This window comes from Halobaculum halobium (assembly GCF_030127145.1).
GTDB classification, from domain to species: domain Archaea; phylum Halobacteriota; class Halobacteria; order Halobacteriales; family Haloferacaceae; genus Halobaculum; species Halobaculum halobium.
The window spans coordinates 35,421-56,320 of the sequence record NZ_CP126160.1 but is presented as its reverse complement, the minus strand read 5'-3'; the positions used below and the strand labels follow the sequence as shown (position 1 = coordinate 56,320).

Below are 20,900 nucleotides of genomic sequence, written 5' to 3'. Positions count from 1 at the left end.
TTGTTGGTTAAGACGGTGGAGACGGCTCGCGTGCTCGCTGGCTGTAACACTACTCGAAACTTCTTTATATAGTAGTTTCGTACTATGTTACACCGTGCTCCGGCGCATCGAACTCGAGGTCCTCGCCACGGTCGACCGCGGCGACACGATCTCCGAACTCGCGACGAAACTCGACCACAGCGAGAGCTACCTCTCTCGTGCCGTCGCCGACCTCGTTGAGAAAGGGCTCGTCTACACGGAACGCGATGGCCGGCGAAAACGAGTCGCCCCGTCGGATGCTCGCGCCGTCGAACTCTATCGGGACCTCGTCCGCCAGCACTCCCACATCGACTTCCCCGAACTGCTGACCGGGAAGGCACTCGAGGTGCTGTACTACCTCGACCAGCCGCGAACCGTCTCCGAGATCGCCGACCGGAGCGACAACTACCGCAACACGGTCAACCGTATCCTCAAGCGGTTTCGTGACCGTGGTCTCGTCGGGACGGCCGACGGCCGCTACGAGTTCAACGCCGACTTCGACCGCCTACACGCGTTCGCCCGTGAACTCGCACACCATCTGCATCGCCAACGCCTCGAAGCCGTCGCCCCGAAGGGCACGATTCTCTGGGAGGACTACGACGAATTCCTCGCACAGGCCGAAACGGAGATCGACGCGGAGGCGTTCCACGAAACCGGCCTCGCTCGATTCGCGGCCTTCGACCTCCAGTTCCTGCTCACCGAGCACCGCTACTACGTCTACTCCGAAGACCTCGACGTAGTCTCACCGGCGGAGCTCTGCTGTCACACGCTGCTGATCGACGACGGCAGCCGCCACCGCTCGTACTGTCTCCTCCTGCTCAGCCACGTCGACGTCGACGAGGAGGATCTCCGAGAGCAGGCGGCGAAGTATGGCCTCGAAGACGAAATCGACGCCTTGCTCCGCTACCTCGAGACGCACGGCGAGGTCGACGACGACCGGCTCCCGGAGTGGGACGAGTTCCAGGAGTTGGCGGCTGACTACGAGGTGCCACTACCACCATGAGACCAACATTCGGACGTGAGTACATCGAGAACGAATTCCAGCGAATCGGAGACGGGCTATCTGAACCGCTCACGGTCTACCTGATCGGTGGTGGCGCGATGTCGCTGCGCGACCTCAAGGGGGCGACGAAAGATATCGACCTGGTCGTCCCAGATGGCGACGCGTACGGTCAGCTGTGGGCCGTCCTGATGGACCTCGGGTATGCGGAGGTTCAATCGCTGGATCCAGATTACCGGGCGCTGGGGGCGACGAGCTGCGTCGAGAACGACGATGGGTGTCGCCTCGATATCTTCAACCAGCAGGTCGCGAACAAGCTCGTGCTCACCGACGGTATGCAAGAGCGCAGTGAGCCGTTCCTCGACACAGATCGACTGACGGTCCGGCTGGTTAGCAACGAGGATATCTTCCTGTTCAAGGCGATCGCAGGCCGCGACGACGACATCGAGGACATGAATATGCTCGTGCAGGCCGGCCTCGATTACGACGTCGTCCGGGATGAACTCGAAGCCCAAATCGAACGCTTAGGAGATGATCAGTTCGCCACGTTCGCGAACGAGGCGTTGGTCGAACTCGAGGAGCGGTACGGGGTAACCACGCCGATCGAGGCCCGCGTCCAGGAGCTCACGAATAGGTACTACCGGGGGCTCGAAGTCCTCCAGGCACTCGATGAACCGATGACCGTCGACGAACTGGCCGCCGAACTGGAGCTGGATACCGACGAGGTTCAGGACCGGATCGCGTATCTCTCAACGTTCGACCGAGTCCGTCGGGATGGCGACACGGTCCGACCTGTGGAGTAGCTCAATCGCTACCCTACGGGGAAGGAAGGCGGCCGTCTGGGCGGGGAACGCGGCCCCGTTTGATCTCGTGATCGACGCGACGAAGGTGCTTGCAGCCGCCCTCGGGTGAGCGCTGCTGCCAGTCGGGACAGGTACACGATTCGTCGATGACGTCGACTTCGTACCTGTTACCGGACGCGGACTGCACCTCGTAGCAGCCACCTTTCGAGAGGAGCGAGACGTCCATCGCTTCGCCGACGGCACGCCTCGTGCGAGGCTCAAGATCGTCCTTCGACTGTGCGTTCTCGTCGACGACCAGTCGGTCGCGAACGTCGCCCGTTCGGCCACCGTCCGGAGCGACGGCTTCCGCAGGGCCACTGAGCCGCTCGTGGAGCAGTTCCTCCACCGGATGGCCCCGGCCACAGGTAGTGGACCTCGCGGCGCTCGCGATGGTCGTAGGAGCCGCACGCCGCTGCGCTCCCGGTCCAGACGCGCCAGGCCCCGAGCGCGGCCATCACGTCGACGATGTCGCGGGGAACCGTCTGGTGGTCGTCCGGGAAGAACACCCGGAAGCGGGTACACGCCTCCTGCGGCGGGACGGTCTCCCACCAGTCTTCGCTGGAGCTCCAGCTGTCGTACATCGCCTCGTCGCTCCCGTAGCCGACGGTCACGCCGTTGATCGGCGTCCAGTCTGCTGGGAGGTTGTCCGCCTCGCCTTCAAGCACCCGGAGGACGGTGTATCGGAGGTACTCGTGAGCTTGGTTGTCTGTCGTTCGAGCGACTTGGTCGTGCTGCTCGGCAACGTTCTCGGCTTCCTCAAAGACCGTCGTGAGATATGGTTCAGTCATCATTCGACGGAGATCTGAATGCGCCTCCGCCCCTCGGCGGGCGCAGAAAAACTTAACCAACAGAGCGGAAGGAATCCATCACTCTGTTGGTTAACTGAGTGAGGACGAGGATTCGCTCTCGAGAACGTCGATGAGTTCTTCTGCCGTTCGACTAATCCGGCCGAGGCGCTCGCGAACGATCTCGGGATCGTCCGACTCCCACGCAGCGAGGTAGAACGCTGACCCGCTCGTGTCGAGCCCGCAGTAGCGCCCGACGACGTACGCAACGGCTTCGGCCTCGACTTCGCGTTTCGCCCGCTCGGTGTCGTCGTCGACATCGAAGTGGAGCAGGGCGTGTGCGTACTCGTGAATCAGCGTCCGCGCGAGGTCGGCCTCGTTCTCCCGATCACGCACCTCGACGAGCGGCTGAACGTCGACGAGGCTCAGCTGCTCGCAGATGCCCTTCGCCTCGCCGTGGGTCCACTCCTCGGCTGGAACGATCCGCACCGTCACGCCGAGGTCATCAGCGGCGTCAGTCAACTGTTCGACGAGATCGCCAGCGTCGCCGGTCGCTTCTGTGTCCAGGTCGGGAAGCGGCTCGCCCTCGGTCTGGGAGACATCGAACACCGGCGCGGGCTTGAACCCGACCAGGCCCTCGGACCACTCCTCGGGCGACGTCTCATCGTAGTCACAGTCGCTATCCTCGTGATAGCTCGGCGAATTCTCACACTCCGGGCACTGAGTGGTGATGATCGGCGCCCAGATCCAGATGGCCGACTCACCCTCCTGAACGTGGCGGTCGAACTCCTCCTGCCACGTCCGGTAGCCCGCCACTCGGCTCGCTTCGGGATACTGCCGCTTGATGAGGAGCGTGTTCCGGTAGGAGTAGTCGTGGAAGCGACTCTGGACGTCGAGCCACTCCTGGAACTCGTCGCTGGCCTGCGCGTCGTCGACGCCGGCGACGAGGTCGTCGATCCACTGTTCGATGGTACTGTTCATCTCGTCTGATCGCGTGTCGGTCTCCTCGAAGGAGACCGACGAGTCTCTGGTCGTGGACATCGTGTTCACCGAATCGAGTTCACGGCAACTGCGTTTGTTCAGATCGCGCCGCACCCCTCAGGGGCGTTCAAAAAACCGCTCTGTCGGTCAGCGGAGCTCGTGGCGTTCGTCCGCGAAGCCGACCTCGACAAGGTACTCAAGGAACTTGTCGAACCGCTCGACGTCACTGGGCGTGTCGGTCGCAAGATGACGCGTCCACTCGATGGCCCACTGGAAGGCAGGATCCGTGCCGCCCTTGCCGTGAATGTACCACCACCGGGCCGCTTTCAGCACGACCAGCGGATTCGTCGGCGGCTGCTCACCGGCGAGCCCACGGGTGATGGATTCGATTTCGTGGGGGACGTCGGCGGAATCGACCTCCGCTGATTGCGTGTTGTCGATATCGACCGGGATCTCGTCGATCGAGACGTTGTCGGGACTCTGTTGTTGACTCACTGGAAGTCACCTCTGAGGGCTCTCGAAGAAGCCCTCGCCCTCTTCGGGGGCACGAAAAACAGAGCAAGCTTATTAACCAACAATACTGAAGCTCTCGCGGAAATGTTGGTTAAGAACAGAGCTCAATCTTCTTCCTCACGCAGTTCTTCAGCTTTCCACTTGAGCCGGCGCAGAATCTGCGTTCGATTCTGGTGGGCGTTCTCGTAGGCAACACACTCCCGAAGCGTCTGCATATCGGGAATCGTCGCGATACCGGCCTTGACCAATCGGTAATTCGGTGCTTCAAGACGCTTCTCAGGTGGGAATTCGTCGTCACTCCCGTCGCTAATCGTGGACTGTTCCATCTCGGTAGCCCTCCACCCCTCTAGGGCGAGAAAGACAGAACAGGCGACTACATCACCGACGCGGCGTCAGGCCATCGCCTCTTGGAACCGCTCACGCAGGGCGTCCTCGCGTTCTTCGAATTGCTCAACTTTCTCCTGCAGGTCGTCACTGATGCGCTCTATGCTCGCCAGTGCTCGTTCGCCGGCCAGCGAGGCCTGTGACCCGTCGTCACCGTCCGCCTCTAGCTGCTGCTCGTACGCCTGCTCGACGCGCTCGATTGTACCTTCCGGGTTGAACAGAATGTCGTTGGCGATCCGAACGTATTGATCGAGGGATGCCCCCTCTTTCCCCTGGAAGAAGTGGGTGAGAGCGTACGTCGCGCCGGAATGCAGCGTCCACATATCGATCTCGAAGGGGGACGCCGCATTGGCTTCTGCATCGCCGGCGGCACGCTCGGCCAGGTAGTCCGGGAAGCCCAGCAGGGTGTAGAACTCCGTGACGGTGAACGGGAGCTCCGAGAAGTCGAGGTCGATATCCTGAGCGTCTCGGATGAACTCGAAGAGGTCGTCGGCGACGAGTTCGACCTGTGCGAGGAGTTCCTCCCACCAGGTGCGGAAGTTCCGTACGTCGCCGACGTGCTTGATAACCTCCTTGTCGGTGAGCGAGCGCATCGTGTTCGAGCAGTAGCCATCCTGGGCGAACCCCTCCACGTAGACGGCGTGCTCGCCGAAGAAGTCGTAGCCCGACGTGACGCCCATCGTAATCGGGTCCGACCGACCGGGGAGGCGCACCTCGAGGCCATCGAACATGATGTCCATGTGGACCTCGCCGCCGCCCCGGTAGCGCCGAATCTCGCCGAACATTACCTCGCCCAACGGCGTTCCGTCGATGGTCTCCTCGCGGAGGACCTCTTCTAGCGGCCCGTAGACGTCGACCGGGTTGATGATCGAGTAGCTGTCAGTGGGAACGTGGAACAACGGGTCTGTCTCCGCGTCCTCATCTCGGGCCTGCTCCCGAGCCCGACTCGGCTCGACGAGCGCGTTGAACCGCTCCGTCTCGACCCACTCGTCGGTGTACGGATTCTGGTACGCCACGGTCGTCTCGACGGCCTGCGGAAGATCACGAACCGCCTCGGCGAAGGTCACGGGGTCTGCATCTGCATGATGCTCTCGGTACCACTCGGGTAGTTCGGTGTCGGTACGTCCATCGACGCCAGCCAAGATGGTTCTGGACTCTGGATCTTTCATTGCAGTCACCTCACTGCAGGAATCCTCGTCGACGAGCGCCTGCCTCGTCTCGCGCCCTGCGCCCTCTCCCGGGCGCAAAAACAACACAAACGAGAAGAGGTGGTTGTCTGGTTGTTCAGATGCACTGTCCCCCCTGCTGAGGTGGATACCGCAACTGGATTCAATAGAACCGGAACGCTTACTCGCTATGACAAACTCCAGTCAACTATTGTGGCGTCATTCCTTGAGGCATTAGCCAAGCAACGAGTTTGGCACTGGCTGGAGGAGTCTAAGGGATACACAGTCGATGGTGAGGTCAATATCGGGACTGGTCGCATCGACCTGCTCGCGGAATCACCGTCGGGAGAGATTATCGGGGTCGAGCTGAAGCGAGCATCTGAATTCGGGCTCGATAGAGACGTATATGCCCAAACCCATCGGTATATCGACAGCGGAGCCCTCGATAAGCTGTACTTTGCTGCTCCCGACGCCGACAAACTTGGAACCAATCCAGAATCGGATCCTGTCGACCAGATGAGTATCCGTGCAATAAGCTATCGGTTAGCTGCGGGCGTTGATGAGGACTGGTACACACCATCGGAGGTTATCACTCACATTCGGGACGCGATCTCTGCAGACTTTCTTGCCTACTCGCTGGAGCATCGTACTGTCGAGGACCTAATTCGGCAACTGTTAGATCGTTCCCCGGAGGATAACGAGCCGATATCTCTCGACGAGGCTGTTCAAGAGCTAAGACGGACACAACTTCCAGAGGAGTTGGGTGTGATTCACGTCCCGATCGAAAAGAACGGATCCAAGTCCGACTTTTCTAGCCTGCTTACTTCCGGTGACGGTCCGATGCCCTCGATCGTCCGGGATGCCGAGCCAGTCTATGCTGGCGATGATACCACTGGCCAGATCTCTCCGACAGAAGAACCATCGGTGCGACATCATACCTGGACTCATTTTGGTGGCATCCCGGAAGCCCATATCCCGAACGACTTGGATTCGGACACTCCCACTCGCCCAATCGACATTCTGGCCTTCGAAGGGGATATTGATCCGACTGCAGCGGTCGAAACCCCCGAATCGAATGCGGTCATTGGTATCGAGGCAAAGGGTGAGAGCTCTTTTTCGGGTTCGCGAAAAACCGAGCAATTAGAACAGTTCTTAGCAACTGAAACTCTTTCAAAACTCTATCTTGCTGTTCCAACAACGCTAAGCGAGCGTGCAGTCACATTTCTTGAGAAGCACGGATTTGACACAGTTGGACTCATCACCGTAGACGACACCGGTGGCGTCAACATCGTTCGCGAAGCGACGCACCTGACGCCGAAATACGATGGCTATCTCGAGAATCATCATGATCGGAAGGTCGGGTATGGCGATCTCGACCTCCCGTGGCTTGAACCAGTCTCAAACCTATACCTCACCGACGAAGAAGCCGAACGGGTCAAGCATCCCGATCCAGTCGCCTACGCGAAACCCATTATTGAGGCAGCCGACTTGGACGCGCCCGCAGGGAGCTGGATTGACGTCGACGACTGGACGGGCGCCGAACGAACAGAAGATGAGTTCACAAAGGAGCGAGTGCGGTACTACCTCCTCCGTGGAGTGAAAGCTGGCCCGTACCTCCTCGACTCTGATGTCGACCAAGATGAGATGATGGGCGGCTACACTCGTTTGGCATTGGAGTGGTTCGAGGACACTGACGAACCAGGGCTGAAGTTGAACTTTGGCGGTGGCTCGTGGGTTGGGGGCTATCTCTGGTTCACTGGCAAGTCCATCCAGCAGCTGCTCTCGGTTCTCCTGAACATTTCGGACCTCAATGGGGCGACGATACGTGGACAGGGCAAAGTAATCGATTTGGAAACATTCCCGATTCGGGGTGACAGTAAACATCTTCGGCTACAGGGCCGTTTCGGAGAAGAGGATCTCTTAGAATTAGAGATCCGGAGTCTTGTCGACGAGGGCGAAGGCGACGAAATCTTCGAGGTGGACTTAGGTTCGGGTGAGAAAGCCGGCGTGACGGCGCAGTTTACCGAACCACAGTGGTACGATTTGGTGGCTACGTTGGATCACCTGCTGGCTGGTGGTACGTATCGAGGGCTGCCTGGGGAGTTTGACTCGACTCCACGTATTGGCCCGTTAGGTGAGGACACCTGGGACATCGGGACAGATATTGAGGAAACGTCGAATCCAGTCTCGATTGAGATGCGTAACTCGGATACCGACTTCCTCAGGGAATAGCCGCCGTTAGCTTATTCGTCGGTCGCTTGGTGCTTAGGCTCTTGCCGGTCGTTGTATCGCTCCAGTTAGCGCTCGATTTTCTCGAGCGCCTCGACACCACGTTCGAAGAGCTGGTGGGTGGCTCGCGCTAGCCGAAGTGTCTCCATCAGTGCTCCCCCTCCGGGGGTTCGATGAGGTCGTTGCTCTCTTCGGCGAGTTCCTGGATTACCCGTTCCACGTCAGCCTCCTCGGCAACCGCCCGATGTGCGAGCGGGGCAGGATATGCACGGTCGCCTTGGCTGCAGAGTACGACCAGCCACTCCTCCCTCCCATCCCCGAGTACGATGTAGTGGTCGCGATCAGCGCGCTGGAAGACCCGCCGGTCCGGGCGAGAGACGGCTCGCCAGTTCTCGGGGAGCGTCGGTGACGGCCGTCCACCGTCGGCGAGGGCGACGACGTCGTCGGTAAGGGTCGCCATCGCGGCGTCGATCTCCTCGCCGGGGAGGTGCCAGCACGCCGCGGCACCGTCGCACTCCAGCTGCGAAACCACCTGATTCCGGAACGCGATGTAGTGCTCACGGGCGAACTGCTCATCGTCGTAGTAGTCGAGGAGGAGCGCGCACGCGAGCTGGGCGGGCCCGCTACCACTATACCCCCACTCGAACCCGCTTGGACTGTGGTTGACGAGGTCCAGACTGCGCTCGAGGGAGAGTCGCCGATGCTCCGAGAGGTTCAGGATGACGGCTTGGCCGTCGACGCGGAAGCCGACGTATTCGACTGTGTCTCGGTGGGACTGACCGGGCGATGCGACTGGAACCGATTCCGAACTGGCCATAGGTACATTCCCGTTCATCGTTGCTCGCGGGCGGTTCGGTGACCCCCGCACCCCTCTCAGGGGTTCAACAAACAGGACGGCGCCGCGTTCGGCAACGTATTTGGCAGTTGCAACGTACTGTCCACATAATTGAGGATGGCTGTACTGGACGATCTCTCGGGGTTCGAGTTCGAGGACGTGATGGAGGACGTGTTCCGCAACCTCGGCTACGAGAACGTCCGCCAGGCCGACCGCACGGCTGACGAGGGGCGCGACGTCATCATGGAGGAGGTCGTCGACGGCACGCGGCGCGCGATCATCGTCGAGTGCAAGCACACGGGGACGGTCGGGCGGCCGGTGGTCCAGAAGCTCCACTCGGCGATCGCGACGTTCGACTTCGACGGCCCGAAACGTGGGATGGTCGTCACGACTGGCCGGTTCACGAACCCTGCTCAGGAGTACGCAAACCGACTCCAGCAGAACGACGACCCACACCCAATCGAGTTACTCGACGGCGAGGACCTCCGGGAGATTGCCGACGAAATTGGCCTCGACCTCTACAACGGTCGCATCGAGATCCTCTGCGACAAGACCCTGCGCCCGTACGACCCGGCCGCCGACGTCGACGCGCCAGTCACGGATGCGTTCCGCGACATCGAGAACATCGAAGCCGCCGACCTCCCAGAACCGCACTCATCGGTGACGTTCCGCCCAGTGGTCGCGGTCACCGCGAACACGAACGCCGTCTTCGAGACGTCGGTTGGCGTTATCCACCGAATCAACGACCGGACCCGATTCGTTGCCAACGCCGAACGCGGGCAGCCGCAGGTCGTCGAGGAAGACGTCGCGACGCTGGTCACCGAGAACCTCCACACGACGGTCGACCTCGACGCCGAGCAGTTCGGAGAGGTGTTCGACGACGTCGAGGAGCGCCGGTTCGGGCAGACGCAAACGGAGTACAAGGAGTGGGCCGTCGAGCGGCTCCAGCAGCACCACACGACGACGGTCACCTACACCGGCGACAACAACGTCACGTACAACAAGACCTGTGAGCCGAACCGCTCGGACATCTCTGTCCAGTCGATCGAACCAGTGTACCTCCCGGAAGTTCGGCACACTACCGACGTCCAGGAGTACACCTACCCCTACGAGTACTACGCGGCAGGCCCGTCGAGAGTGACCGCCGAGGACGGCATCCATCAGTGCGTCCACTGTGATACGAGTGGCGTCACCGAGACGTACACCTACTGTCCGAACTGCGGGGCCATCGCCTGCTCCAGCCACACCAAAACGGAGCGGCTGGAAGGCGAACCGGTCTGTACGGGCTGCGCGGTGACGGAACGGTTCGCATTGAAGACGAAGTACTTCTACGACGAGGAGAATCTCGAGGCCTTCCGCGAGGAGTACGCCGCGATGCCGATCCACGAGAAGGTGATGGAGAATAAGCTCCTCACTGCTGGTGGAGGAGTAGTTACGGCTGTTCTACTACTGCTTGGCATCCTCGCACTTGGTGGTGTAATCTGAGTATCGAGGTGTCGAATTGGTTATCGCTCGGCCCAGGTCCGACGGTATTCAATAAAGTCTCGAGGATGTTGATGATCTCTCGCCCACTCTTTTGCTTCGCCAGGTGAATCACACCGCTCAGCGGTTTCGCAGAGGGTACATTTCGCTGTTACCCGAATCACCATTACAGGATTTTCTGTTTCCGGCGGCTCATCCACGTAATCCATACTGGACCAATCGGACTTATCGATTAAAACGGGTATTGTTCTCTGTTGTCCTGGCAATGGTCTGCTCTGAGCGCAAACACCTGGTTCTGATACGACCCTTTGTTCCCCCTGTCAATTTTGTCGAGCAACGACTATTCTACAGGTATGCCTTCCAATCAGGTCGGAGATGAGTGGACCGTCGAGTGGATGACGCCCAAGCCGAACAGCGATGAATACCTCGATAACTTGGTGCTGAGCCCGGAACAAGCAGCTGAATACGGGGACGACCTCGTTATGGCTCTGCGTGTCGACGACGAAATCCTTCGAGAGCGGGGATTAGACCCTAAAGAACCGTTTGGCTGGAAAATCGAAAACGGTGAGCTACTGATGAAACAAATTTCTCGCCAAGCGTTTGAATGGGTCGCGGAAAGCGACCGAGAGGATTCACTCTATGCACAGCAGGTATTGGATTCTCGAGCTCGACGGCGGATTCGTAACTCTCAGTAGCAATCTGCAAATCATTCGTTCCGAAGAATCCTATACTGGGTGCTCCTTCTCTTCAGAACTCGAACCTTGGGAGTGTCCAATTAACGATTAGCTTGGTTGAGCTAGTAGTTCGTCGACGGCGGCCGAGAGCGGTCCTTCAAACTGCCAGCTAGCCCGATCGAAGGCTTCCTCGGTCGGACCATCCCAGCGCGGGAAGGCGGAGTGACCACTCACTTTGACGGTCCACTCGGACGGCTCCTCGAACGGATTCCGTGTCGGGAGTTCGACGACGTAGAGGTACTCTTCGTCGCCGTGGATGCCGTCGGCCGGATTCTCGACGCCGTGTCCGAGCAGAAACATCGGCTGGTTGAGGTGCTCCATATTGTCCGGGTCGAGGAGATCCGAGGGTTGGTCAGCGTGGATGCTCCGGTCACGCCCTTCGTCCATGTAGAGGGTCATCGTCGAGAGCGTGTCGAGGAACAGAAACTGGGCAGCGGCGTACGCAGCCCCGCGCTCTGTTCGTGTCTCGTCAAGCAGCTGCTTCAGCTGGTCCAGGTCATGGAGGACGCTATCGGGATACCCGTCCGAGTGGCGGTAGATTTGTGCGATGCGGTCGGTATCGGACTGTTCGCCTGCGGTCTCGCTCCGTTGGATGAATCGGAGTTGACTTCGTGTCGACATCGATCACCGCCGACGCGGGTGCGCCGGCACCCATCGCCGGCGCAGAAACAACCGTCAGGAAACCTTCTCTCCAGTCACCGCCTCTTCTCCTGCATAAGATTGAACGCCTGCCATTTTGCAATTCCTTCAATTGCCTCATCTATCGTTTTCGGTCCGTTCCATTGGCTACTGAGCGCCTGATTAAATTGGGCAAGGTGTGCGAGTGCATCTGTTCCGTCCTCTACTTCCCTCATCCACAGTGTCATCTCAGAGTCGCCCCGATAGTAATCCGCTGAGAGATCAAGATCTTCTAATCGAGGATCCTCGTGAAGCTGCATTGTGGGGATAGATTCCTCGAATTCGAGGTCAATTTTCACGATTGCTTGAAATGAGGCCATATCCAATATTCGCTTGACTCGATAACTGATCCCCGTCCCGTGTTCACGCACTTCTACATCCTTAATCCGATATGATAGGGTGTCGTGTTCGAAATCGAGATCACTCTTCTGAGGGGACATATACATATCAAATAGAAGGTCTTCATAATCTGGCCGTAGTCTAATTTCCTGAGCCTGTTCGATCGTGAATAAGGGCAAAAAGAACTTTTCACCACCAACTTGTTCGCGTAGATCCGATTCCATTGATTTTCTTCGCCGTAGTCGTTCTACAGCGCCTTCGGTTTGGACCATAAACGATGTGTGCAATTGGCAGAGTAAAAACAACCAGGCTTGGCGTATCTGCTAAGTTCTACGCCAGGTGCGACACCTCGTTTGGCTCCTCGACGTCGTCGAACTCGCCGCGTTGGACAGGTTCCCAATCCTCACCAGGCTCTGGACTCCACCAGTCGACCTCGTAGGCGCCCGGTGCGCCGAGGATCTTCACGCGGGCCGACCCATCAGGCAGGTCGCGACGTAGCTTCTCGTCGACGTGGAGGTTCCAGGTGGTGGTAGAATCGAAGCAGGCGAGCACGGCCTCCTCGTAGCCGCGTGTCTCGCGGGATTCTTGGAGTTCGACCTGGGTGTTGCAGTTCTTGCAGAACACCCCCTCGAAGGGGATGTGAGTGAAGACCTCCTTCCCGCAGACGGGACACCAGAGGAACTCGAACAGTGCCTCGCTGTGTCGGTCAAGTACTTCGAGACTCATTGGTTGACTAACCCGTTCGTACCGGGCCACCACCTCGTGCCCGGCCGAAAAACAGCGCCCACCGCTCACTCACTCACCGTTCGGCGCCGTAGACGATGCGTGAGGGGGCTTCGTACCCACAATCGGGGCAGTCATACCACCGCTGGACTTTCGCCCCGTCTGCCGCCTTCTCGCCGACGCGAACGTCGTCGTTCGGACACTCCGGGCAGTTGAGGTCCGGTGCGGGCCGCTCCCGGAGCTCGTCACGGAACGATGTCGCATCCTTCGTCTCGTATCCCCGCGACCAGACCGGGTAGCCGTCGACGAGAATCACCCCGCGCCACTTGTACCGATAGGAGTCCGGCGCACGATGCAGCACGGCTCGCGCACCGGTCTCGGTGTTCCGATACGCGAGTGTCGGCGAGCGGCTCTCGCGTCGCCAATTGGTGATGGGAGGCATTATTCAGAAGTGGACGTCAGCGGGTACGATCCAGAGCTCTTCACTCTCCTCGAGGAGTCGATCCAGCTGTCCACGGTGGCGAATGCCGGTTCCGTGTTCGGTGTACAGGAAGATCGTCGGGCCGTCGTACGCACCGACCTTGTGGAAGGCGTGCCGGGCGAGGTCCTCGTCGCGCATGATCTCCTCGTCGGAGAACTCCTGGATGGCCTCTTTCACCCGGTCGAGATTACGCTCGAATTCCTCCTTCGTCGCCTCCCAGCCACGCTCGAGCAGGTCTTCGCCGTCATCGGAGTCGACGGGGGCTGCCGTCGGCAACTCCCCCCATCGTGCCTTCCCCGCAACGGACGTGTCCTCCTCGTCGAAGGTCACATAGTAATCGAAGACGGCGCCGGCGTGTGGGTCCGCGCCGACCAGTCGGTCGAACACCGTCTTTCCGGTGGCCAGCGCGTCGTCGTGCGTCGATGCCTCTACCAGTGCGTAAATCACCATATGCATCTCGAACACCTCGAAACGCCGACGCACCGGGGGTCGTTGCTCGCTCCAGCTGCGCCGGCACCCATCGCCGGCGCTCTAAAAACTGCTCGTGACGGCGGATTCTCAGGCCTCGTCCGCTCGTTCGACAGTGATAGTCAGGTCGCCCGATTCGTAGTCGGCCTCGAAGTCGACGGCGAACGCGTCCGACTCGTAGGCGGCGTGGTAAGCACGGTGGCGTTCGAGCGAGCCTGTCGCCTTGAAGTGGAAGAATGCGGCCGCCGTGTAGGGCTTGCTCTGTGTTTCGACCTGCGACTCGACGGATGCGGGGAGCGCGATCTGGGGCGTCTCCGTGTCGATACTCGCAGCGAACTCCTTCGCTTCCTCGACGGTTGCTTGCGAATGTGCCGGTGTCTCGCCGGTCAGCACGTTCACCGGGGTTTCCGTGTCGTCGGTGAATAGGACGTCTTCGAAGGTGTGTGTTCCGAGGATCGCTTCGGGATCCAACTTGCAGTCGTGAAACGGGTCGTCGTCTGAGGTCATCGAATCACGAGCCTACGGCGGGGCTCACCCATTCCGACCCTTGAAAAACAGCCGTTGCCACGTAGCAGATCCAACAGGAGTGGTTGAGGCTCGCCTTCTCGAAGGGCGATTCTCCGGTCGGAATGAGCAGCTCCTGTCGGTCCCCGACCCGCTCAGCGAGCTTCCGTTTTAGGTACTGCCTCGCCGTCGACGGCGTGAAGACGCCCTTGTCGAGCATATCGCCGATGACGTCTTTGAGGGCCGCGAACTGGCCCTGCAGGTGGCCGTCGCCGACCGGCTCGCCGTCGTACCAGCGCACCGTCGCGAGCGCGCCGTTCCCGACTGTCTCTCCCTGTTCGACCGTCTCCGAGTCGTACTGGAGCCCGGACCACAGCGTCCGATAGGCGGTCACCTCGAACGTCGTCGACACCACGAAGAACGCCTCATGGTGGAGGTAGTCGAGATGGTCAGCGACGATCTCGTCGAGGGTGAGCCCGGTGGCGCGGGGCTTCGGCTCGACGACCGTCGACGGTCGATCCTCGCCGGCGAGGTAGGCGTCGACCGCATCTGCCTCGAGGCCATCGGCAAGCTCTGCGAGGAGCTGTTTCGCCCACTTGGAGTCGGTGTCGTCGCCACCGAACGGCGACTCAGCAGAGATTCGGTGCTTGAGCTTCAGGTTCGCTGCACCCCAATGGCTGTAGTGGAGTGTGTACTGTCCGTCCGTGCGTTCGTACGCAACGAGTGCGCGGTGTCCCATCGAACAATCACCTCACTGGGCGACCGCGACTGGATCGCCCCGCACCCCTCCCGGGGGACGAACAACGCTACCAGTAGTTGCTATCGAGGCTTCTTTATTCGGGATGAGTAGTGAAATCGGGGCGGCTAAATCGGTAAGTAGAATTGCTTAGTTATTTGAACGAAGTCAGTGTAAATGCGTGTATGGATATTGACGCCGGCGAGTTCAAGAAGAACACAGAGAAGGCGTTAGAGGAGCAGTCAGGGCTCCGGATGAACGAGCAGAATGAGATCCCGTTCGAGCAATTGTTCACAGAGGAGTTCATGCAGCTGTACACAGAATTCGACTCTTTCGAAGCGTTGCTTGAGGCAAGTCAATGGGATGTTGAGGACGAGGACGATTTCGAGGCCATCCCGGAGGATGAGTTCGATACCTATGTCGACGAGCACACGGATTTCCCATCGTGGGAAGTTATGTCTCAGACTGCGGCTCAGCGGTTCCTTGAACGTCAATTCAACTGAAGTGGGTTACTGACTGACCTGCCGCCCGAGCTTGGTGATCTCCGCCTCACTGTACCCGCCGTCACTCGAATTGATGTAGGCTTGTGTCTCGACGTATCCTTTCTCTCGGAGCAACCAGAGGTTATGATCCACGACGTCTGACGACCGGCCCACTGCCTCAATCAACTCGTCACGATCAACCCGTGGATAGGTAGGATCCGATCGGTATGACTGGAGTAACACGTCCAGGATTTCATCCTGAACCGCGTCATCCAACAAGAGTTCCTCACCCAACTCTTTTGCTCGCCACAGCGTCGTCGGTGTAATCGTCAGTGACCGCTTCCCTGGCCGCCGCTTGAAGAACCCATCATCCTTTGAGAACCGCCACACCTTATCGATCACGTCCTCATCAACGTCCTCGAATTCATCGTTGAGATAGCTGCGTAGCCGTTCACCTTGTGGACTCGGCCAGAACGTAAACGGCTGCTCTGTAAACCTACGATATGACTCACGGATCAATTCATTCTGGACCCGCCGCTCGGTCGCCGATAACCCCTCTGTCGCACCTACGTCATGCTCCGTCGATGTCCCATCTCCATCCCCATTCACCACATCGTCACTGGTATCGGACCGATCAGTCCCGTCCACGTACTCGCCAGCGTCCTCCGGCTCGACTCTATTGTTCGACGTGTTGTGGACTTGGATCGCTAGAATACCCAGAGTGCCTAACATACCGATCACACCAGCAATCTCCACGAGCGAAAAAGGTGTATAGACGGTTCCGATCCCTGCGAGAATCAAGGCAGCAAGCCAGGCAAGGATGAGCTTCCCGATGAACCGCTCAGTCACGTACTGCCCAACCGACATCCTATCACTGCAAGTATTCACAGACCAGTATTATAAGTCGTAGGAGATCAGCCTCAATCAGACATACCCACCTGATTTTTCAAGAGTTGCTGAGAAGTACCGAATTATGAGTCAAAACGACAGGACATCTTGGTTCATCGATTCCGAGGGGCCAAATGAGGAGGCTGTCGAACTGGCCTTCGCGTGGGTGCAACAGCTCGGTGAGCAGCATGAAGAGAAACGAGATGCTGTCTTGGCAGTAAACACGAAAAAGCAGCTGGACGGTGTCGTATCTACTGTGATCGGTGACCAGGCAGCAAAGGCGTTGAATAAAAAGAAGCCGGTCGGCGTCGGTGAAGCAGAGATCCAGCTGATGACGAAACGGATTGATCCATCGGGGTGGCAAAGCGGTCCTGTCCTTGCTATCTACCCAGACAAAGACCTGCTGGACAAGATTGACGGAATGTATGGTGTGACCGATGTGCTCGTCGTGCCTTGGTCGAAGGACACCGTCCAGTTCTGGATCGATACCTGGGGCGCGTCAGCACTCCAATCAGATGCGAGTGGCGATGCACCAGAAATCGATAATCCGGTCGCCAAGGAAGCTGTCGACACGCTCGATGCATTGGTCAACACCTCGACTGGGATCACGCATTCGTCAGATCGTGCTACCTGTATCGAGATCTTCAAAACCCTCCATAGCAACGGCATCAGCTTCGATCCTGAAGCAATCAGAGCCTGGTTAGTCGCTGAAAAAGGCTGGGACCCGGATTATGCCGATGACGTAAAAGAGGTCGCCGAAGGCGTCCAAACGGGGAAACGCTTCCAGTACGACTCTGGCCGTCTTAGCAACGACATTATGAACCAGTGGAAAGACGCCGCAAATGTTAATTAATCCAATATAAATGCCGGAGATCGTTTTCACTCCGTTTGCTCACGTCCCTGTAGTGGCGGCTCTGATGCATCTATGCTCTGTACTGACCAGCTGTTTCAGCTCTCACTCTAAATAAAGAAACAGTATCGGAAACTAATGCTACTCGTCGATCGGGTCGGGGGAACTGAGGTCCGCGTGGAGGACTTCGCCGTCGCGAACGACTTACCGCTTCGCCAGGACTGGGAAGCGGCACTTGGTGAACCCCGCCGTCTGGATATCGAACTCTTCGTCGGCTTCGAGGTGGTCGGCGAGTTCTCGCAGGAATTCGTGGGTCACGATGCCCCCCTCGTAGTCCGGGAGGCCGTTCTCCCGCGCCTCGTACACCTCGAAGTCGTCGTACCCCCAGATGGTGAGCTCTCCGTCTTCGGTCACCTCCCAGTCGAGCGTCCCGAAGCAGTAGCTCTCACAGAGCTCGCGGACTGCCTGCGGATCCGATACGATCGCGCCAGTCGACGTCGTCGCAGCTTGCAGTGTCGCCATGTCTGGACTTCACGGGGTCGCCCCCGCACCCCTGTCGGGGGCGATAAACCGACGCGAGAGGTGCCCCCTGGTCGTGGTCGGCGACGCCAGTTAGGAATCTGCGTGGGCGTCCGCCCCGGCTCCGTCGCCCGGCCGCGTGAGAAGGCTCACCTCTTCCAGGAGGTCTCTCGCGGTCTCGACTCGCTCTCGATCCGCGTCGTCCAATCGGTCGACGTCGAGTCGGTCGAGATTGCTGAGTATCCGATGCATCCGGTAGCCCTGTTTGAACTCTTGCTCCATCGGAAGCGCCTCACCGCTCGCCGGCGCGGAGAGACTCCCTATCGAGACTGGCGTCGGGCTTGCAGGAGATCACGCTCTTAGCAGTAGGTCAAAGCACTCTTTCTTCATTCTAAAACCGGTCTGGAACGTCTGGTAAATAGGTGTGCGTAGTTTACATTAACCGCTCTATCATACCGGCCGATGGGAGATCAGCTCTCACAGGCCTTGCATTCGAGGATGTCTCGGCTGAACTTCTGTGCGGCGTTCACGCTGTGTTGGTAGTAGAGACTCTTCACCCCTTTCTTCCAAGCCTCGATGTAGAGTTGGTTGATCTCCTTGACGCTCACTTCGCTCGGATCGATCGAGACGTTCAGGCTCTGTGCCTGATCGATATGTTTCTGCCGCTGCGCTGCCTGGTTGATGATCGCCATCTGTGGGATCTCGGCGAAGGTTTTGAACACCTCCTTCTCCTCGTCGGTCAGGCAGTCGAGGTGTTGCACGCTCCCGTCGTTCTGTGCGATGCTGTCCCAAACCTCGCGCTCGTCTCTGCCTCGCTCTTTCAGTATCGCCTCGAGGAACCGGTTCTTCTGCGTCGACTTCAGCTTCGCACCGTCGCGGACGAAGTAGTTCGATTTCAGCGGTTCGATGCTCGGACTGACCTGCCCCAGGATGACACTGCTGGATTTCGTCGGGGCCACGCTCATCGTCGTCGCGTTCCGGCGACCGTAGCCCTCGAGCACCTCCGGCTCGCCGAACTCGTCGGCGAGCCGACGACTCTCCTCGTAACTTCGCTCCTTGATCGTGCGGAAGATTGCCTCGTTTTTCTCCATGGCCTCCATACTGTCGAACGGAATCATCTCGCTCTGGAGGTAGCTGTGCCAGCCGAGGACGCCGATGCCGATCGCCCTGTGCCGTTTCGCAAACCGTACTGGGCGTTCCATGAACTGCGTCCCCTCCGCCTCTTGGATGAACTCCTCCATGACGGCGTCGAGGAACCGCGTCAGCGTCTCTACTGCGTCGGTATCCTTCCACTCGTCGTAGTGGAGCGCGTTCATCGACGAGAGACAACAGACGAAACTCTCGTTTGGCGTGGCTGGCAGCGCGATCTCGGTACACAGGTTGGAGCCGTTGATCTCGTAGCCCCTGTCCTTGTAGACCTGTGGCTTCCCGTCATTCATGTTGTCCCGGAAGATGATATACGGGACACCGATGTTAATCCGCGTCTCTATGATCTCTGCCCACGTCTCTCGCTTCTCCTCGTCGCCATCGACCATCGCCCGGAACCAATCGTCACCGATGATGACGCCGTAGTAGATGTCCTGTACGGGGTCGCCCTCGGTCTTGATGTTGAGCCACTCGTCAGGTCGTCGTGTTCAACGTCGATGTACCCCGCGAACTGGCCGCGCCGCGTCTCGCCCTGGCTGACGACGTTGATGATAGTGTCGAACAGCTCGGTGAAGCTGTAGCTCCCGTTGCTCTTGCCGTTGTTCGTGATCGGGCTGCCTCGGGGCCGGATTTCGCCGAAGTACCCGCTGGTCCCGCCGCCCAGCTTGGTCATCTCGCCCACTTCGGCCTGCGTGTAGAGGATGCTCTCCATGTTGTCCTCCATGTAACTACCGAAGCAGCTGATGGGCAGGCCTCGGTCCAGACCGAAGTTCGACCACACCGGACTCGCGAGGCTGTAGAAGCCCCGACTCATGTAGTCGTAGAACTTGTCCGCGAAGCCGTCGTCGTCTAGGATCTCCTCGGCCCGCTCCGCGATCTCCCTGACCCGCTCCTCGGCCGTGACGCCCTCGATCAGGTACCCGTCGTCGAGGAACGCCCGGCTGTCCTCGTTCAGCCAGTAGAACGGTTCCTCGTGCTGCTGGTTGACCTCGTCGAGTGCTGGTTCTGTTTGTGCCATCGTTAGAACATATCCTCCGCGGTGACGCTCTGTGCGTGTTTGTTGTACGTGGTCGACCGCTTGCTGAAGAAGTCGTTATCCTTTGTCATCATGATGTCCTCGTCGAACCACCGTGTCTCCTCGAGCAGGTCATCGTCCGGGTCGAATATCGGCTCGACACCGACGTTCTCGAGGCTCTGATTGAACCGGTCCCGCAGGAACGCGTCGACGTGCGCCCGGGGAAGGAACTCCAGTTCGCCCTCACCGAAAATCCAGTCCAGTATCTTCATCTCTGCCTCGAACGCCTGCTGACAGGCCGCTTGGACCTCTTCTTCGAAGTCCTCGTCGAAGAGGTCCGGATTCTCCTCGCGAATCGTCTCCACGAGTTCGACACCGAACAGTCCGTGAATCTGCTCCTCCTTGCTGGTCGCTTCGACGGCGTTCGCGATCCCCTTGAATTTCTTTTCGTGTTTGTCGAAGCTCGTCATGATGAGGAACTGCGAGAACAGCGAGACGTGCTCGACGAACGTGGAGAACAGCAGGAGACTCATCACGTACTCCTCTTTGTCGTCGCTCTCGCTCTTCTCGAGGTACTCGTCGAGGTAGTCGATCCGCTCCTCGATTGCGGGGACGGCAGTCACCTCCTCGAAGTCCTCCGTGATCCCCAAGATGTCGAGGAGGTGGCTGTACGCGTCCATATGTCTGACCTCGCTCTCCGCGAAGGTCATGCCGACGTTCCCGATCTCCGCTTTGGGCATCTCGTCGTAGATGTCTGCCCAGAAGGTCTTGACTTGGACCTCGATCTGCGCGATGGCCAGCATCGTCCGCTTGATGACGGTCTTCTCGGCGGGAGTCGTGTTGACCTTGAAGTCTTGAACGTCTCCTGAGAAGTTGAACTCCGTGTGAACCCAGTAGCTGTTTCGTATCGCGTCTTTGTACTCGAGGACGTCGGGGTACTCGTACGGTTTGAGCTGCGTTCGTTCGGAGAAGATGTCGGTCTCCGGATCTCCGCCTGTGGTTTTGTTTTCAGTCATTGGCACGTACCCCGGAGGAATCGTCCTCTGTTGGTTGGTTTCTGTTTCCGTCGTTCTCTGTACGTCTGGACATGGATCATGCTTGC

General features: G+C 59.1%; 22 protein-coding genes and 3 pseudogenes. 7 read left to right on the top strand and 18 right to left on the bottom strand.

The features are described from left to right. Positions 1-94 precede the first annotated feature (94 nt). Complete coding sequence (locus tag P0Y41_RS17365) at positions 95-1,021, top strand: helix-turn-helix transcriptional regulator (protein ID WP_284063870.1); 927 nt, start codon at positions 95-97, stop codon at positions 1,019-1,021. Continuing rightward, positions 1,018-1,821, top strand: a complete 804-nt coding sequence (locus P0Y41_RS17360) for a DUF6036 family nucleotidyltransferase (protein ID WP_284063859.1) — start codon at positions 1,018-1,020, stop codon at positions 1,819-1,821. Before P0Y41_RS17365 ends, P0Y41_RS17360 begins: the two co-directional genes overlap by 4 nt. Positions 1,822-1,834: 13 nt before the next feature. Here P0Y41_RS17360 and P0Y41_RS17355 read toward each other — a convergent pair. From P0Y41_RS17355 to P0Y41_RS17335, 5 genes and pseudogenes are all read right to left on the bottom strand, one after another. Then, positions 1,835-2,648: pseudogene (locus tag P0Y41_RS17355) on the bottom strand (hypothetical protein). 90 nt (positions 2,649-2,738) lie between these two features. Then, positions 2,739-3,686, bottom strand: a complete 948-nt coding sequence (locus P0Y41_RS17350; protein WP_276278820.1) for an ArdC-like ssDNA-binding domain-containing protein — start codon at positions 3,684-3,686, stop codon at positions 2,739-2,741. Positions 3,687-3,773: 87 nt separating this feature from the next. Further along, the gene (locus P0Y41_RS17345; RefSeq protein WP_276278821.1) at positions 3,774-4,121 is read right to left on the bottom strand and encodes a DUF8013 domain-containing protein; all 348 of its coding nucleotides are present in this window, start codon (positions 4,119-4,121) and stop codon (positions 3,774-3,776) included. 122 nt (positions 4,122-4,243) lie between these two features. Then, entirely contained in the window at positions 4,244-4,465 is a 222-nt protein-coding gene (locus P0Y41_RS17340) for a DUF8129 domain-containing protein (protein WP_276278822.1), read from the bottom strand. Positions 4,466-4,531: 66 nt separating this feature from the next. Beyond that, positions 4,532-5,692: a hypothetical protein gene (locus tag P0Y41_RS17335; protein WP_284063869.1), complete on the bottom strand. Its 1,161-nt coding sequence runs from the start codon at positions 5,690-5,692 to the stop codon at positions 4,532-4,534. A 141-nt stretch (positions 5,693-5,833) separates the two neighbouring features. Here P0Y41_RS17335 and P0Y41_RS17330 point away from each other — a divergent pair, with 141 nt between their 5' ends. Continuing rightward, positions 5,834-7,921 (top strand): PDDEXK family nuclease, encoded by a 2,088-nt coding sequence (locus tag P0Y41_RS17330; RefSeq protein WP_284063858.1) that lies wholly within the window; start codon positions 5,834-5,836, stop codon positions 7,919-7,921. Positions 7,922-8,066: 145 nt separating this feature from the next. Here P0Y41_RS17330 and P0Y41_RS17325 read toward each other — a convergent pair whose 3' ends face one another. After that, on the bottom strand, positions 8,067-8,735 hold the full coding sequence (locus tag P0Y41_RS17325; RefSeq protein ID WP_284063857.1) for a DUF6166 domain-containing protein: 669 nt from the start codon (positions 8,733-8,735) through the stop codon (positions 8,067-8,069). 135 nt (positions 8,736-8,870) lie between these two features. Here P0Y41_RS17325 and P0Y41_RS17320 point away from each other — a divergent pair, with 135 nt between their 5' ends. Further along, positions 8,871-10,238, top strand: a complete 1,368-nt coding sequence (locus P0Y41_RS17320; protein WP_284063856.1) for a restriction endonuclease — start codon at positions 8,871-8,873, stop codon at positions 10,236-10,238. Between the two features lie 350 nt (positions 10,239-10,588). Then, entirely contained in the window at positions 10,589-10,930 is a 342-nt protein-coding gene (locus tag P0Y41_RS17315) for a hypothetical protein (RefSeq protein WP_008458758.1), read from the top strand. A gap of 87 nt (positions 10,931-11,017) precedes the next feature. Here P0Y41_RS17315 and P0Y41_RS17310 read toward each other — a convergent pair whose 3' ends face one another. From P0Y41_RS17310 to P0Y41_RS17280, 7 genes are all read right to left on the bottom strand, one after another. Further along, on the bottom strand, positions 11,018-11,590 hold the full coding sequence (locus tag P0Y41_RS17310; RefSeq protein ID WP_284063855.1) for a hypothetical protein: 573 nt from the start codon (positions 11,588-11,590) through the stop codon (positions 11,018-11,020). A gap of 74 nt (positions 11,591-11,664) precedes the next feature. After that, a complete protein-coding gene (locus P0Y41_RS17305) occupies positions 11,665-12,210 on the bottom strand; it encodes a hypothetical protein (protein WP_284063854.1) in 546 nt (181 codons plus the stop codon). A gap of 106 nt (positions 12,211-12,316) precedes the next feature. Continuing rightward, entirely contained in the window at positions 12,317-12,712 is a 396-nt protein-coding gene (locus P0Y41_RS17300) for a DUF7567 family protein (RefSeq protein WP_284063853.1), read from the bottom strand. A 73-nt stretch (positions 12,713-12,785) separates the two neighbouring features. Further along, positions 12,786-13,151 (bottom strand): DUF7568 family protein, encoded by a 366-nt coding sequence (locus P0Y41_RS17295; RefSeq protein ID WP_284063852.1) that lies wholly within the window; start codon positions 13,149-13,151, stop codon positions 12,786-12,788. A 3-nt stretch (positions 13,152-13,154) separates the two neighbouring features. After that, a complete protein-coding gene (locus P0Y41_RS17290) occupies positions 13,155-13,646 on the bottom strand; it encodes a DUF7995 family protein (protein ID WP_284063851.1) in 492 nt (163 codons plus the stop codon). 102 nt (positions 13,647-13,748) lie between these two features. Then, positions 13,749-14,165: a DUF8025 family protein gene (locus P0Y41_RS17285; protein WP_284063850.1), complete on the bottom strand. Its 417-nt coding sequence runs from the start codon at positions 14,163-14,165 to the stop codon at positions 13,749-13,751. A gap of 4 nt (positions 14,166-14,169) precedes the next feature. After that, positions 14,170-14,901, bottom strand: a complete 732-nt coding sequence (locus tag P0Y41_RS17280; protein ID WP_284063868.1) for a DUF6735 family protein — start codon at positions 14,899-14,901, stop codon at positions 14,170-14,172. 182 nt (positions 14,902-15,083) lie between these two features. Between P0Y41_RS17280 and P0Y41_RS17275 the strand changes: the two genes are divergently transcribed. Then, complete coding sequence (locus P0Y41_RS17275; RefSeq protein ID WP_284063848.1) at positions 15,084-15,401, top strand: hypothetical protein; 318 nt, start codon at positions 15,084-15,086, stop codon at positions 15,399-15,401. Between the two features lie 6 nt (positions 15,402-15,407). Here P0Y41_RS17275 and P0Y41_RS17270 read toward each other — a convergent pair whose 3' ends face one another. Further along, entirely contained in the window at positions 15,408-16,229 is an 822-nt protein-coding gene (locus tag P0Y41_RS17270; RefSeq protein ID WP_284063847.1) for a hypothetical protein, read from the bottom strand. A 124-nt stretch (positions 16,230-16,353) separates the two neighbouring features. Here P0Y41_RS17270 and P0Y41_RS17265 point away from each other — a divergent pair, with 124 nt between their 5' ends. Continuing rightward, on the top strand, positions 16,354-17,121 hold the full coding sequence (locus P0Y41_RS17265; protein WP_089649930.1) for a DUF1889 family protein: 768 nt from the start codon (positions 16,354-16,356) through the stop codon (positions 17,119-17,121). A 138-nt stretch (positions 17,122-17,259) separates the two neighbouring features. Here P0Y41_RS17265 and P0Y41_RS17260 read toward each other — a convergent pair. From P0Y41_RS17260 to P0Y41_RS17245, 4 genes and pseudogenes are all read right to left on the bottom strand, one after another. Continuing rightward, positions 17,260-17,640, bottom strand: a pseudogene (locus tag P0Y41_RS17260) (hypothetical protein). A 90-nt stretch (positions 17,641-17,730) separates the two neighbouring features. Beyond that, the gene (locus P0Y41_RS17255; protein ID WP_284063846.1) at positions 17,731-17,919 is read right to left on the bottom strand and encodes a DUF8012 family protein; all 189 of its coding nucleotides are present in this window, start codon (positions 17,917-17,919) and stop codon (positions 17,731-17,733) included. Between the two features lie 188 nt (positions 17,920-18,107). Further along, positions 18,108-19,801: pseudogene (locus P0Y41_RS17250) on the bottom strand (ribonucleoside-diphosphate reductase subunit alpha). Between the two features lie 2 nt (positions 19,802-19,803). Then, the gene (locus P0Y41_RS17245; RefSeq protein WP_284063844.1) at positions 19,804-20,814 is read right to left on the bottom strand and encodes a ribonucleotide-diphosphate reductase subunit beta; all 1,011 of its coding nucleotides are present in this window, start codon (positions 20,812-20,814) and stop codon (positions 19,804-19,806) included. Positions 20,815-20,900 lie beyond the last annotated feature (86 nt).